Source organism: Caballeronia sp. LZ003 (assembly GCF_031451465.1).
GTDB lineage: Bacteria > Pseudomonadota > Gammaproteobacteria > Burkholderiales > Burkholderiaceae > Caballeronia.
In genome coordinates this window covers 106,525-120,417 of sequence record NZ_JARUXJ010000001.1, presented here as the reverse complement: position 1 = coordinate 120,417, position 13,893 = coordinate 106,525, and the positions used below count along the sequence as shown (strand labels likewise).

The window sequence follows — 13,893 nt, the reverse complement described above, 5'->3', positions numbered from 1 at the left end:
CCAACGAGACGCCCAGCCGACATGAATCACTTCCCCAAGCTGCTCTCGTCGCAAATAGGCTTCGATGTCGCGCAGACGATACTCGACGGCTTCGATCGCCATTACCGCGTCTTTCGCGAAGCGGCAGTCGAGGCGAAGCATCTGTTCGAGGAAGGCAACTGGCAAGCGCTCGCGCAACGCGCACGCGACCGCATCGCGTCTTATGACGATCGCGTCGCGGAATGCGTGACGTCGCTGGAAGACGAGTACGACGCCGAGACCATCGACGATGAAATCTGGCAGCAGATCAAGCTGCACTTCATCGGCTTGTTGACGACGCATCGGCAGCCGGAATGCGCGGAGACGTTCTTCAACTCGGTGTGCTGCAAGATCCTGCATCGCTCGTATTTCAACAACGATTTCATCTTCGTGCGGCCCGCCATTTCGACGGAATACATCGAGAACGACGAGCCCGCCGCCAAGCCGACGTATCGCGCGTATTACCCCGAGAAAGACGGGCTGCAAGCCACGCTCGAACGCATCGTCACGAACTTTCAGCTGGAGCCTTCGTTCGAGGATTTGCCGCGCGACGTGCATTGCGTGGTGGATGCAATCGAAGAGGCCTTTGGCCAACTCACGCCCGCGCCGAACTTTCAGATTCACGTGCTCTCGTCGCTGTTCTTTCGCAACAAGGCGGCGTATGTCGTCGGGCGCATCGTCAATGGCGATGCCTTACTTCCGTTCGTGGTTGCCATCCGTCACACGCAGCCGCACTTGCTGGCGCTCGACACCGTGCTTTTGAACCGGGAGCAACTGCTCGTCATCTTCAGCTTCTCGCATTCGTACTTTCTCGTCGACATGGAAGTGCCGTCCGCGTATGTGCAGTTCTTGCGCAGCATTATGCCGGGCAAGCCGAAGGCCGAAATCTATACCTCGGTGGGCTTGCAGAAGCAGGGCAAGAATCTGTTCTATCGCGACCTGCTGCATCATCTGAAACATTCGAGCGATCGCTTCATCGTGGCGCCCGGGATCAAGGGGCTCGTGATGATCGTGTTCACGCTGCCTTCGTTTCCTTACGTGTTCAAGCTCATCAAGGACGCGTTTCCGCCGCCGAAGGAAACCACGCGCGAGAAGATTCAGGGCAAGTATCAACTCGTCAAGCGTCACGACCGCGTGGGCCGCATGGCCGACACGCTCGAATATTCGAGCGTCGCGCTGCCGCTTGCGCGCCTCGACGATGCGTTGATCCGCGAACTTGAAAAAGAAGCGCCTTCGATGATCGAATACGAAGGCGACAAGCTCGTCATCAAGCACGTGTATATCGAACGGCGCATGGTGCCGCTCAATCTCTTTCTGCAAGGCGGCAGCGACGCGGACGTCGATCACGGCATCCGCGAATATGGCGACGCAATCAAGCAGTTGATTCAGGCGAACATCTTTCCCGGCGACATGCTGTACAAGAATTTCGGCGTGACGCGCCACGGGCGTGTCGTGTTTTACGATTACGATGAAATCGAGTATCTGACCGATTGCAACGTGCGTAGCGTGCCGCCGCCGCGCTACGAGGAAGACGAGCTGTCCGGGGAACCGTGGTATACCGTCGGGCCGCACGACATCTTTCCGGAGACGTACGGCACGTTCCTGCTCGGCGATCCGCGCGTGCGCGAAGCATTCATGCGTCATCACGCGGATTTTTTCGATCCCGCGCTGTGGCAGCGTCACAAGGAGCAGCTACAACGAGGCGAACTCGCCGATTTTTTCCCCTACGACCGGGCCCTGCGATTCTGCATCCGCTATCCGGAGCGTTTCGACAAGGCAACGGCATCGATACGCGCCGCTTGATACATCATCGAGCGCGCAAGTACCCGAAACACGACCATCACCATGACTGAGCAAAACGACCAAGCCTTCCATCCCCTCGCCCATCTCTTCGACAACAATCAGGCGTGGGTCGAACGCAAGCTATCCGACGACGCGGAGTTCTTCACGCGCCTCGCGCACCAGCAGGCGCCGGAGTATCTGTGGATCGGCTGCTCCGACTCGCGCGTGCCGGCGAACCAGATCATCGGCTTGCCGCCCGGCGAAGTGTTCGTGCATAGAAACATCGCGAACGTGGTCGTTCACTCGGACCTCAATGCGCTGTCCGTCATTCAGTTCGCGGTGGACTTGCTGAAGGTGAAGCACATCATGGTCGTCGGCCACTACGGCTGCTCGGGCGTGGGTGCGGCGCTCGTCGGCCAACGCGTGGGTCTCGCGGACAACTGGTTGCGGCACGTCGAGGACGTGCGCGAAAAACACGCGGCGCTGCTCGATGAATGGCCGGTTGGAGAAGCGCGGCACCGGCGTCTGGTCGAACTCAATACCATCGAGCAGACGCTCAACGTGTGCCGCACGACCATCGTCAACGACGCGTGGGCGCGCGGTCAGGACCTCACCGTGCACGGCTGGACCTATGGCGTGCACGATGGCCGCTTGCGCAACATGGGCATGATGATCAGCGCGCAAGACCAGGTAGATTCAACCTATCAGGCATGCCTCGCCGCGTTGACGCGCGGCGGCGCGCATGCTGCGGCGAACGATGTGATCGCGTCGGATGCGGCGCGGCTCGGCGACGTTCCCGCCGTCATTCAAGGCGTCATCAAGGAGCTGAAACATGAGTGAGACATCGAAGAATTCCGTGGTCATCGTATCGGCGGCACGCACGCCGATGGCCGCATTTCAGGGCGATTTCGCCGCGATGACCGCGCCGCAGCTCGGCGCGGTCGCGATTCGCGCGGCATGCGAACGCGCGGGTCTCGAACCCGCGCGGATCGACGAAGCGATCATGGGCTGCGTGCTGCCTGCGGGCCAAGGTCAAGCGCCTGCACGGCAAGCGGCGCTCGGCGCGGGCTTGCCGCTTTCGACCGGCAGCACGACCATCAACAAGATGTGCGGCTCCGGCATGCGCGCGGCCATGTTCGCGCACGACATGCTGCTGGCAGGCTCGGCCGATGTGATCGTCGCGGGCGGCATGGAAAGCATGACGAATGCGCCGTATCTGTTGCCGAAGGCGCGCGGCGGCATGCGCATGGGTCACGGTCAGGTGCTCGACCACATGTTCCTCGACGGCCTCGAAGACGCTTACGACAAGGGGCGTCTCATGGGCGCGTTCGCGGAGCAATGCGCGTCGTCGTATGAGTTTTCGCGCGAATCGCAAGATGCGTTTGCCGTCGAGTCGTTGCGACGCGCTCAGCGCGCCAACGACGACGGTTCCTTCGCCTGGGAAATCGCGCCTGTCACGGTACAAGGCAGAAAGGGCGATACGGTCATCGCGCGCGACGAACAGCCGTTCAAGGCGAACATCGAGAAGATTCCGTCGCTCAAGCCCGCGTTTGCCAAGGACGGCACGGTGACGGCCGCTAATTCGTCGTCCATTTCCGACGGCGCCGCCGCGCTCGTGATGATGCTCGAATCCACCGCCAAGCGGTTGGGCGTGACGCCGCTCGCGCGAGTCGTGGGTCACAGCACGTTCGCGCAGCAGCCCGCGTTGTTCACGACCGCGCCGGTTGGCGCCATTCGCAAGCTGTTCGAGAAGAACGGCTGGCGTTCCGGCGATATCGATCTCTACGAAATCAACGAGGCCTTCGCCGTAGTCGCCATGGCCGCGATGCGCGAGCACGATTTGCCGCACGACAAGGTCAACGTGAACGGCGGCGCGTGTGCGCTCGGACATCCTATCGGCGCGTCCGGCGCGCGCATTCTCGTGACCTTGCTTGCGGCGCTGAAGGCTCGTGGGCTCAAGCGCGGCGTTGCGAGCTTGTGTATCGGCGGCGGCGAAGCGACGGCCATGGGTATCGAACTGGTCTAAAGAGTTGGCGCCGTGCCACGACCATCCATAACAAGGGAAGATTGCACGTGACTTATCAGGTACATGGCGTTTCGTCATCGGGAAACTGCTACAAGGTGCGGCTCGCGCTCGAACAACTGAATCTGCCCTACGTCTGGCACGAAGTGGACATGATGAACGGCGCCACGCGCACCGAGTCGTTCCTGAAGCTCAATCCGAATGGCAAGGTTCCGGTGCTCGTCATCGACGAACAAACGGCGCTCACCGAATCGAACGCCATTCTCTGCTATCTCGCCGATGGCACGCCGCTCCTGCCCGCCGACCGGCTCGAACGCGCGCGCGTGCTGCAATGGATGTTCTTCGAGCAATACAGTCACGAGCCATATGTCGCGGTGGCGCGCTTCATCAAGCAGTTCCTGAAGAAGCACGACGATCCGCGGCTGCCCGACAAGATCGCTGGTTCGTACCGCGCGCTCGACGTGATGGAGCAGCATCTCGCCACGCGCACGTTCTTCGCCGCCGAGCGCTACACGGTGGCCGATATCGCGCTTTACGCTTACACGCATGTCGCGGATGAAGCCGGTCTCGATCTCGCTAGCTATCCGGCCATTCGCGCGTGGCTTGCGCGCGTGAAGAACCAGCCGGGGCGCATCGACATGCCGAGCGTGGATCAATGAAGCCGGTGGAATGTCCTTGCGGCGGAGCATCGCCCGATCAACGTCCGAACGCCCGCGCGCCGCGTTATGAAGCGTGCTGCGGGCGCTTTATCGAAGCCGGCGCCTTTCCGGCGAACGCCATGGAACTCATGCGTTCGCGCTATACCGCTTACGTCCTCGGCAATACGACCTACCTGCGCGCGACCTGGGACGACAAAACCCGCCCGCCCGATCTCGATGTCTCGAACGACGCGCACACACGCTGGCTCGGTTTGCAAATCAAACGTCACGCTGTGATCGATACACAACACGAGGAAGTCGAATTCGTCGCGCGCTACAAGGTCGAAGGGCGAGCGCATCGCTTGCACGAAGCCAGCCGCTTTTGCCGCGACAACGCCGGCCACTGGGTCTATATCGACGGTGACGTAAAAGAAAAGTAAATGTCTCTTTAAAACATATAAATCCGATTCAGTATTAATTTCCTTGATTTCTCCTTTCAAATTAAATGGTTACGGGGTTACGCTTATTGTGCAGTGCAATTTTGAACAGTTAATCTCTCTTCACGTCAGGGCGCAGTCATTGCCGCGCCCCGATGTTCGCAGCGAAGCCCCGTATTGAAGCCAATTGTCATGCCTTTTCTGGGCATGGCTCCCGGAACCCGCATTCGATACTGCTCATCATGAGCAGCGAGATAGGTTTGTGACTTCAATCGTGCATTTGGGGCCAAGCCAATCAAGCCTTAATCGGAGCGAGGCGGAGTTAAGGGATGGCGATCAGAACCTGGTTGGTCGGATGCAGCATGGTGTGCTCACTTGCGACATCGTTCATCACGACTGTCGTGAAAGCCGAACCGATCGGCGGCGTTCGCCCCTCCGAAGGGCTTTCAGCCCCCGTCTTCGGCCAGATACCCGACGCGCTCGACGCTCACCTTCCAGTCGTCGGCAATGGTCTGAACGAAAGCATCGTTCAAATTCCCGAAGCCGACATCTCGCTCGAAACGACCGTTTTCAAACCGGACGGCGCGGGTCCTTTCCCGATGATCGTCTTCAACCACGGCAAGCTCCCCGGCGACTCGCACGCCCAACCGCGTAATCGGCCGGTCGCGCTCGCACGCGAGTTCGTGCGTCATGGCTATGTCGTGGTCGTGCCGAATCGTCGCGGCTTCGCGGGATCGGGCGGCGACTACGCTGGCCATGGTTGCGATGTCGAAGCCAACGGCTTCGCGCAGGCGGAAGACGTCGCCGCAGCGGTCGCGTACATGAGCCAGCAGCCTTATGTCGACAAGACGCATATCGTCGTGGGCGGCACTTCGCACGGCGGCTTGACGACCATGGCCTACGGTGCGCGCGAAGCGGTCGCGGCGCCGGGCGTGCGCGGTCTCATCAATTTCTCGGGCGGTCTGCGTCAGGACGAATGCACCGGCTGGCAAAAGAATCTCGTCGATGCCTTCGGCGCTTATGGCGAGAACGTTCGTTTGCCTTCGCTGTGGCTCTACGGTGACAACGATTCGGTGTGGCAAGGCGACTTGTCCACGCAGATGTATGCCGCATTCGTGTCGCACGGCGCACGCGCGCAGATGACCGACTTCGGCACCTACAAGAACGACGCGCATCGGCTCGTCGGCGACCGCGACGGCGTGCAGGTCTGGTGGCCGCGCGTGAAGGCGTTCCTCGCGCAAGTCGGCATGCCGACCACGGTGCAATATCAGGTCGCCGAGCCGCATTCGCCGAAGGCCACCGACTTTGCGAACCTCGATGCCGTGCAGTCGGTGCCCTTCATCGATGAAAGCGGCCGCAACGGCTATCGCAACTTCCTGAGCCAATATTCGAGCCGCGCGTTCGCCGTGTCGAACTCGGGCGCGTGGTCGTGGGCTGAAGGCGGCGACGACCCGATGTCCGTCGCGCTCGCCAGTTGCCAGAAGCAGAGCGCCGATCCCTGCAAGCTCTACGCGGTGGATAACGCCGTCGTGTGGAACGAAGCGGGCGAGCAAACGCAGACGGCATCGCGCTGATACGCTTCTTCCCTCCAAATTTTTCGAACGCCGGCCTTGCGCCGGCGTTTTGCGTCTTTCGCCCGTGTTGGCGGTCCGTTCGGCGAAGTTAGCCGCGATCGTGCTTTTCACCACTTCGTGGAAGCGTGCGCAGGCGATCCAGGACCCGGCCGAAAAGCGAAGCTTCCGGATATTTTCGCCATAATCGAAGCGCGCGAAGTCAGGCGCAATCCTCGAATAGCGCAGGCCCTCGCGGCTTGCCCGATGTATCCGGCTGGCGCCATGCGCCGCCTGGGAGCCGTTTTTGAACACAGAAGACAATCAGGACTGGGTCGCGCGCTCGCTCGCCGCGGTGTGGCACCCGTGCACTCAGATGAAACACCACGAGCGCATGCCGCTCGTGCCCATCGCGCGCGGCAAGGGCGCGTGGCTCTACGACCCGGCGGGCAACCGCTATCTCGACGCCATCAGTTCGTGGTGGGTCAATCTGTTCGGCCACGCGAATCCCGACATCAACCGCGCGCTCAAGGATCAACTCGATACGCTCGAACACGCGATGCTTGCGGGCTGCACGCATGCGCCCGCCGTCGAACTGGCCGAACGGCTGTCCGCGCTCACACGGCACACGCTCGGTCATGCTTTTTTTGCGTCCGATGGCGCGTCCGCCGTCGAGATCGCGTTGAAGATGAGCTTTCACTTCTGGCGCAACCGTGGGCAAAGTGAAAAGCGCGAGTTCGTGTGCATGGCGAACAGCTATCACGGCGAAACCATCGGCGCGCTCGGCGTGACCGATGTCGCGCTCTTCAAGGACGCATACGATCCGCTGATCCGTCACGCGCATGTGGTCGCATCGCCGGCGGCGAGTGGCGAAGACGAAGCCATCGACGCCATGCGCGCGCTCTTCGAACAACGCGCCGCGCATCTCGCCGCCGTGATCGTCGAGCCGCTCGTGCAATGCGCGGCCGGCATGGCGATGTACGACGCGTCGTATCTCACCCGCTTGCGCGCCCTGTGCGATGAACACGGCGTGCATTTGATCGCCGATGAGATCGCGGTCGGCTGCGGCCGCACCGGCACCTTCTTCGCGTGCGAGCAAGCGGGCATCTGGCCGGACTTCGTGTGCTTGTCGAAGGGCATCAGCGGCGGTTATCTGCCGCTTTCCATCGTGCTCACGCGCGATGACATCTACGCCGCTTTCTACGATGACGACGTCACGCGCGGCTTTCTGCATTCGCATTCGTACACGGGCAATCCGCTTGCATGCCGCGCCGCGCTCGCGACGCTCGATCTGTTCGAAAGCGCCAACGTGCTCGCGGAGAATCGCCGCAAGGCCGCGCTTTTGCGCGAGGCCTTGCAGCCGCTCGTGAGGCATGAACGTGTGCGCAATCTGCGCGAGCGCGGCACGATCTTCGCGTTCGATGTCGTCACCGAAGATCGCGCGTTCTCGCGTCGCTTCTTCGAGTTGGGGCTGCGGCGCGAACTGTTGCTGCGTCCTATCGGCAAGACGGTTTATCTGATGCCGCCATACGTGCTCACCGACGACGAACTCGCGCTGCTCGCCAAGCGCACGCGCGAAACGCTCGATGCCACGCTGGCCGCCGCCGAGGCCACCGCATGAGCGATACATCGAAAGCGCTCTACGAAACGCTGCAGCAAGGACTCGCCGATATCGACGCGCGCGGTTTGCGCCGCCGTCGCAGAACCATCGACAGCGCGTGTTCGGCCCATATGACCGTCGATGGCCGCGCGATGATCGGCTTCGCGAGCAACGACTATCTCGGTCTCGCCGCCCACGAAGCGCTGCGGGAAGCGCTTGCCGAAGGCGCGTCGCTGTATGGCGCGGGCAGCGGCGGCTCGCATCTGCTGGGCGGCCATTCGCGCGCCCACGCGCAACTCGAAGACGATCTCGCCGCGTTTTCCGGCGGCTTCGTCGACAACCCGCGCGCGCTTTACTTCAGCACCGGTTACATGGCCAATCTCGCCGTGCTCTCGACGCTCGCCGGACGCGGCACGATGGTGTTCTCCGACGCGCTGAATCATGCGTCGCTGATCGATGGCGTCAGGCTCTCGCGCGCGCAAGTGCAAATTTATCCGCACGCCGACATGGAAGCGCTCGACGCCATGCTCGATGCATCGCAAGCGGACGCGACGACGAAGCTCATCGTGACGGATACCGTGTTCAGCATGGACGGCGATATCGCGCCGGTGCAAAGTCTCGTGGAACTCGCGGAGAAATACGGTGCGTGGCTCGTCGTCGACGATGCCCACGGCTTCGGCGTGCTCGGTCCGCAAGGTCGCGGCGCGCTCGCGCAATTCGCGCTGCGCTCGCCGCATCTCGTCTATGTCGGCACGCTAGGCAAGGCGGCGGGCGTTTCCGGCGCGTTCGTCGCGGCAAGCGAGACGGTCATCGAATGGCTGGTCCAGCGCGCGCGGCCTTATATCTTCACGACCGCGTCGCCGCCTGCCGTGGCGCACGCCGTATCCGCGAGCATCGGGTTGATCGGCAGCGAAGACGGCGATGCGCGACGCAAGCATCTGGCATCGCTCATCGAAACGACGCGCGGCATGTTGAAACGCACACGCTGGTTGCCGGTCGAATCGAAGACGGCGGTGCAGCCGCTCGTCATCGGCGGCAACGACGAAACGCTCGCGCTCGCCGCCGCGCTCGACAAACGAGGCCTCTGGGTTCCCGCGATCCGCCCGCCGACCGTGCCCGCGGGGACATCGCGCTTGCGCATTTCGTTATCGGCCGCGCATGGCGACGACGACCTCGCCCGACTCGACGAAGCACTTGGCACGCTCAGTAAAGAAACGACATGACCGCTTTATCGCTATTCGTCGCCGGCACCGATACGGAGATCGGCAAGACCTTCGTCTCGTGCGCGCTGTTGCATGGCTTCGCGCGCGCGAACTTGCGCGCCGCCGCGATGAAACCCATCGCGTCCGGCGCAATCGAACGTGACGGCGTGCTGCATAACGAAGACGCCGATCAACTCGATGCCGCCGCCAACGTCGCGCTGCCGCCCGCCATTCGCACGCCGTTCATGATGCGCGAGCCGATTGCGCCGCATATCGCCGCCGCGCGTGAAGGCATTGCGCTGGATATCGGGCGCATCGTAGAGGCGCATCGCGTGGCGTGCGATCATGCGGATATCGTCGTCGTGGAAGGCGTGGGCGGCTTTCGCGTGCCGCTAGACGATACCCATGACACCGCGGATCTCGCCGTCGCGCTGAAGCTGCCGGTCGTGCTCGTGGTCGGCATGCGGCTCGGCTGCATCAGCCATGCGTTGCTGACCGCCGAGGCGATCACGTCGCGCGGCTTGCGCATCGCGGGCTGGGTGGCGAATCGCGTCGATCCGCACATGCTTTATCCGGAAGAAAACATTCATTCGCTGCAACACCGGCTCGAAGCACCGCTCATCGGCGTGATTCCGCATTTCGCGCCATCCGACGCCGCGCGCGCCGCCGATCATCTCGACACGCGCCTTCTGCTCGGCCGGCTTTTACTCAAGGACTGAATTCATGACGCAGACCATCACTGCCAACCCATCGTTGCAAACTGCCGCGCAAACCTCCGCGCCGACGCAAACGCCCGTGCAGGCGCGCTGGAAAGTCGCCGATATCGTCGCGCTTTACGACCTGCCGTTCAACGACCTGCTGTATCGCGCGCAAACGGTGCATCGCGAACATTTCGATCCGAACGCCGTACAGCTCTCCACGCTTCTGTCGATCAAGACCGGCGGCTGCGAGGAAGATTGCGCGTACTGTCCGCAGTCCGTGCATCACGACACTGGCCTGCAAGCCGACAAGCTGATGGCCGTGGATGAAGTGCTGAAGGCCGCCGAAGCCGCCAAGGCCAACGGCGCGACGCGCTTTTGCATGGGCGCGGCGTGGCGCAATCCGAAGGATCGCCATCTTGAGCCGATCAAGGACATGATTCGCGGCGTCAAGGCAATGGGACTGGAAACCTGCGTGACGCTTGGGATGCTGGAGCCGCATCAGGCAGAAGGCTTGCGCGATGCCGGCCTCGATTACTACAACCACAATCTCGATACGTCGCCCGAGTTCTACGGCCAGATCATTTCGACGCGCACGTATCAGGATCGTCTCGATACGCTCGAACGCGTGCGCGATGTGGGCATCAACGTGTGCTGCGGCGGGATTGTCGGCATGGGCGAATCGCGGCGTGAACGCGCCGGTTTGATCTCGCAGCTCGCCAACATGGAGCCGTATCCGGAGTCGGTGCCGATCAACAATCTCGTGCAAGTGGCCGGCACGCCGCTCACGGGCACCGCGCCGCTCGATCCCTTCGAGTTCGTGCGCACGATCGCGGTGGCGCGTATCACCATGCCCAAGGCGATGGTCCGTCTTTCGGCCGGACGCGAGCAGATGGATGAAGCGTTGCAGGCGCTTTGTTTCGCGGCGGGCGCGAACTCGATCTTCTACGGCGATCAGTTGCTCACGACGAGCAATCCGCAAGCCGAAGCGGACCGCAAGCTGATCGAGCGTCTGGGAATGCGCGCGGAATCGGCGCAGAACGTCAGCGCGGAAGAACGCGGCTGCTCGAACTGAGCGGAGAGTAAAAAGAAAAGGGCTCGCGCGTGGCGAGCCCTTTCGGTTATTTCTTCTCGACCACCTGATCGAAAGTCCCGCCATCGGCGAAATGGGTTTGCTGCGCCTTCTGCCAGCTACCGAAGATCTGCTCCACCGTGAACGTCTTGAGCGGCTTGAACTCGCTTGCATGCTTGGCCAGCACCTCCGCGTTACGCGGCCGCAAATGATGCTGCGCGATGATCTCCTGCGCTTGCGGCGTGTAAAGAAAGTCCACGTACGCCTGCGCTTCCTTGCGCGTGCCGCGCTTGTCCACCACCTTGTCGACGATGGAAACCGGCGGCTCCGCCAGCAGGCTCGATGACGGATACACCGCATCGAAGTCCTTCGCGCCGACGCCTGCTTCGATCAGACCGACTTCGTTCTCGAAAGTCACGAGCACGTCGCCGATATTGCGCTGCGTGAAGGTCGTGGTCGCACCGCGCCCACCGGTGTCGAGCGTCGGCACGTTGGCGAGGATCGCTTTCTCGAAGTCCAGCGCCTGCGCATCCGTTGCGCCCTGCTGCTTCTTGTAGCCCCACGCCGCGAGATACGTGTAGCGGCCATTACCCGAAGTCTTCGGATTCGCGATGATCACTTGCACGCCCGGCCGCGCGAGATCGCTCCAGTCCTTGATGTTCTTCGGATTGCCCTTTCGCACGAGGAACACCATGGTCGTCGTGTAGGGCGCGCTGCCGTTCGGAAGACGCGTGCGCCAGTTGGCCGGAACGAGTTGACCGCGTTCGGCAAGCAGGTCGATGTCGTTGGGCTGATTCATCGTCACGACATCGGCTTGCAGTCCCTGAAGCACCGACAGCGCCTGCGCGCTCGACGCCCCATGCGACTGCTTCACCGTCACCGTTTCGCCCGCGCGGCTTTTGTAGTCGGCGATGAACGCCGTATCGATGTCCTTGTACAGTTCGCGCGTCACGTCGTAGGAGACGTTGAGCAACGAAGTGTCGGCATGCGCGATGCCCGCCGTCATATAGAGCGCCGCGGCTGCCATCAGCACGCGCTTACTGTATCCCGCCATATCGTCCTCAAGAATGCGATTGCAAAAGAAAGGCCGCGCGATGGCGGCCGGATGGTTCATGTTCGTCGATGAAACCGGGCGCATCAGCCATACGCGTGCTCGTGCAAGGAGACTTCGCCCGCGAAACTTTCAGCAGGGTAAGCATATTGAGCCAGCGTGTCGATGAAATATTTCGCGCGCGGCCACGGACCGAAACCCGCCGCCGTGTTGATATGACCGGCATCGCCGAGATTCACGAACGCGCTCGAAAGCCGTGCTGCAAGATCGCGCGCGTGGTCGAGCGGCATCCACGGATCGGTTTCGCTGCCGACGAGAATGGAAGGCACGGCAAGACGCGTCGGCTCGAAGTGACCGGCGAAACGGAACTTCTCCGGGCTCGCGGGCGCGACGAACAATACGCCGACGACTTCGGCATCGGTTCGATTCTGCGCGAGCGCGTGCGCCGTCGCGAGACAGCCGAAGCTATGCGCGGCAAGCACGACAGGACGGCGAATGGTCGCGAGTTGCGCGAGCACGGCGTTTGCCCAGATGTCGAGATGCGGTGCGTCCCAGTCTGCCTGTTCGACACGCGATGTATCGGCATACTGATGCTCGAGCCAGCTTTGCCAGTGCGCGCCCTCGCTGCCGTGCAAGCCGGGCACCGTCAGCAGCGCGGGGCGCGGTGTTCGATTGCTGGTCGTCATGTGCGGTTCTCGCTGACATTGTTCACCTTGCATTTTCGCGTGGCGCGCGGCAAGGACGAACGAATCAATCGTCATGTCGATATGCTCGCGGATGCAGCCGCACGCTTTTGCACCCTTTAGAATGGGTGGATCGAACGACGGAGGCGGACGTTGAAAATCATCTTCTACGAAGAGCACGCGGACACCGACGCATGGCTCGGCGGTTTGCGCCGCGAACTGCCGGACGCCGATCTGCGCATCTGGCAGCCTGGCGACACCGCGCCCGCCGATTACGCCATCGTCTGGCGCGCGCCGCGCGAACTCTTCGCGAACCGGCCGGAATTGAAGGCCATCTTCAATCTCGGCGCGGGCGTCGATGCAATCCTCGATGTCGAGCGCAAGGAACCCGGCACGCTGCCGCCGAACGCCACGCTCGTGCGTCTGGAAGACACCGGCATGGCGCAACAAATGGTCGAGTATTCGACGTATGCCGTTCTGCGCTATCTGCGCCGCTTCGACGAATACGAAGCGCTGCAAAGGGAGGGACGCTGGCAGAAACTTACGCAGCATGCGCGCGCATCGTTCACGGTGGGTGTGCTGGGTCTCGGCGTTCTCGGTGGTGAAGTGGCGCGCGGGCTTCTCGAGCTCGGCGTGCCGGTGCGAGGCTACAGCCGCACGGCGAAGACAATAGAAGGTGTCGAGGTTTATGCGGGTCCCGAGCGCTTCGATGCGTTTCTAGATGGCGTGCACGTGCTCGTCAACTTGCTGCCGCATACACCGGACACCGAAGGCATTCTCAACGCGCGCACTTTTTCGAAGCTCGCGCGCGGTGCTTATCTCGTGAACGTGGCGCGCGGTCCGCATCTCGTCGATGACGACCTTCTCGCCGCCCTCGATAGCGGCCAGCTCGCCGCCGCGACGCTCGATGTGTTTCATGTCGAGCCGTTGGCCAAGGAGCATCCGTTCTGGAAGCATCCGCGCGTGTCGGTCACGCCGCATATCTCGGCGGAGACGTTGCGCGAGGAGAGCATCGTGCAGATCGCGGCGAAGATCAAGGCGCTGTCGCGCGGGGAAACCATTGGCGGTATCGTGGATTTTTCGCGAGGGTATTGAATGCGAAAACCGTAGCGGCGCTGCCGTCTTGCTTGAAGGAGACG

Annotated in this window: 13 protein-coding genes; 11 read left to right on the top strand and 2 right to left on the bottom strand. The window is 62.3% G+C overall.

What is annotated here, in order from left to right; all coding sequences use genetic code 11:
- Positions 1 to 21 precede the first annotated feature (21 nt).
- The 10 genes from aceK to bioB all read left to right on the top strand — a co-directional run bounded on the left by aceK (position 22) and on the right by bioB (position 11,023).
- Positions 22 to 1,821 (top strand): bifunctional isocitrate dehydrogenase kinase/phosphatase, encoded by a 1,800-nt coding sequence (gene aceK / locus QCE79_RS00560; protein WP_309841126.1) that lies wholly within the window; start codon positions 22 to 24, stop codon positions 1,819 to 1,821.
- 42 nt (positions 1,822 to 1,863) lie between these two features.
- On the top strand, positions 1,864 to 2,640 hold the full coding sequence (gene can, locus QCE79_RS00555) for a carbonate dehydratase (RefSeq protein ID WP_250462664.1): 777 nt from the start codon (positions 1,864 to 1,866) through the stop codon (positions 2,638 to 2,640).
- Entirely contained in the window at positions 2,633 to 3,826 is a 1,194-nt protein-coding gene (locus QCE79_RS00550; protein ID WP_309841125.1) for an acetyl-CoA C-acetyltransferase, read from the top strand. Before can ends, QCE79_RS00550 begins: the two co-directional genes overlap by 8 nt.
- Before the next feature lie 47 nt (positions 3,827 to 3,873).
- Entirely contained in the window at positions 3,874 to 4,482 is a 609-nt protein-coding gene (locus QCE79_RS00545; protein WP_250491675.1) for a glutathione S-transferase family protein, read from the top strand.
- Positions 4,479 to 4,901 (top strand): YchJ family protein, encoded by a 423-nt coding sequence (locus tag QCE79_RS00540; protein WP_309841124.1) that lies wholly within the window; start codon positions 4,479 to 4,481, stop codon positions 4,899 to 4,901. The genes QCE79_RS00545 and QCE79_RS00540 overlap by 4 nt, the downstream gene beginning before the upstream one ends.
- 326 nt (positions 4,902 to 5,227) lie before the next feature.
- Positions 5,228 to 6,472, top strand: a complete 1,245-nt coding sequence (locus tag QCE79_RS00535; protein ID WP_250491673.1) for a dienelactone hydrolase family protein — start codon at positions 5,228 to 5,230, stop codon at positions 6,470 to 6,472.
- 283 nt (positions 6,473 to 6,755) lie between these two features.
- Positions 6,756 to 8,069, top strand: coding sequence for an adenosylmethionine--8-amino-7-oxononanoate transaminase (locus QCE79_RS00530; protein ID WP_309841120.1), 1,314 nt, complete (start codon positions 6,756 to 6,758; stop codon positions 8,067 to 8,069).
- Positions 8,066 to 9,271, top strand: coding sequence for an 8-amino-7-oxononanoate synthase (bioF, locus tag QCE79_RS00525; RefSeq protein ID WP_309841118.1), 1,206 nt, complete (start codon positions 8,066 to 8,068; stop codon positions 9,269 to 9,271). Before QCE79_RS00530 ends, bioF begins: the two co-directional genes overlap by 4 nt.
- Positions 9,268 to 9,969, top strand: a complete 702-nt coding sequence (bioD, locus tag QCE79_RS00520) for a dethiobiotin synthase (protein ID WP_250508471.1) — start codon at positions 9,268 to 9,270, stop codon at positions 9,967 to 9,969. Before bioF ends, bioD begins: the two co-directional genes overlap by 4 nt.
- Positions 9,970 to 9,973: 4 nt before the next feature.
- Positions 9,974 to 11,023 (top strand): biotin synthase BioB, encoded by a 1,050-nt coding sequence (gene bioB / locus QCE79_RS00515; RefSeq protein WP_309841117.1) that lies wholly within the window; start codon positions 9,974 to 9,976, stop codon positions 11,021 to 11,023.
- Positions 11,024 to 11,069: 46 nt separating this feature from the next.
- On the opposite strand, the gene QCE79_RS00510 is transcribed toward bioB, so the two are convergent.
- Entirely contained in the window at positions 11,070 to 12,047 is a 978-nt protein-coding gene (locus tag QCE79_RS00510) for a sulfate ABC transporter substrate-binding protein (protein WP_250491775.1), read from the bottom strand.
- A 110-nt stretch (positions 12,048 to 12,157) separates the two neighbouring features.
- Positions 12,158 to 12,757, bottom strand: coding sequence for an alpha/beta hydrolase (locus tag QCE79_RS00505; RefSeq protein WP_244826782.1), 600 nt, complete (start codon positions 12,755 to 12,757; stop codon positions 12,158 to 12,160).
- A 150-nt stretch (positions 12,758 to 12,907) separates the two neighbouring features.
- On the opposite strand from QCE79_RS00505, the gene QCE79_RS00500 reads away from it, so the two are divergent.
- Complete coding sequence (locus tag QCE79_RS00500) at positions 12,908 to 13,849, top strand: glyoxylate/hydroxypyruvate reductase A (RefSeq protein ID WP_309841116.1); 942 nt, start codon at positions 12,908 to 12,910, stop codon at positions 13,847 to 13,849.
- Positions 13,850 to 13,893 lie beyond the last annotated feature (44 nt).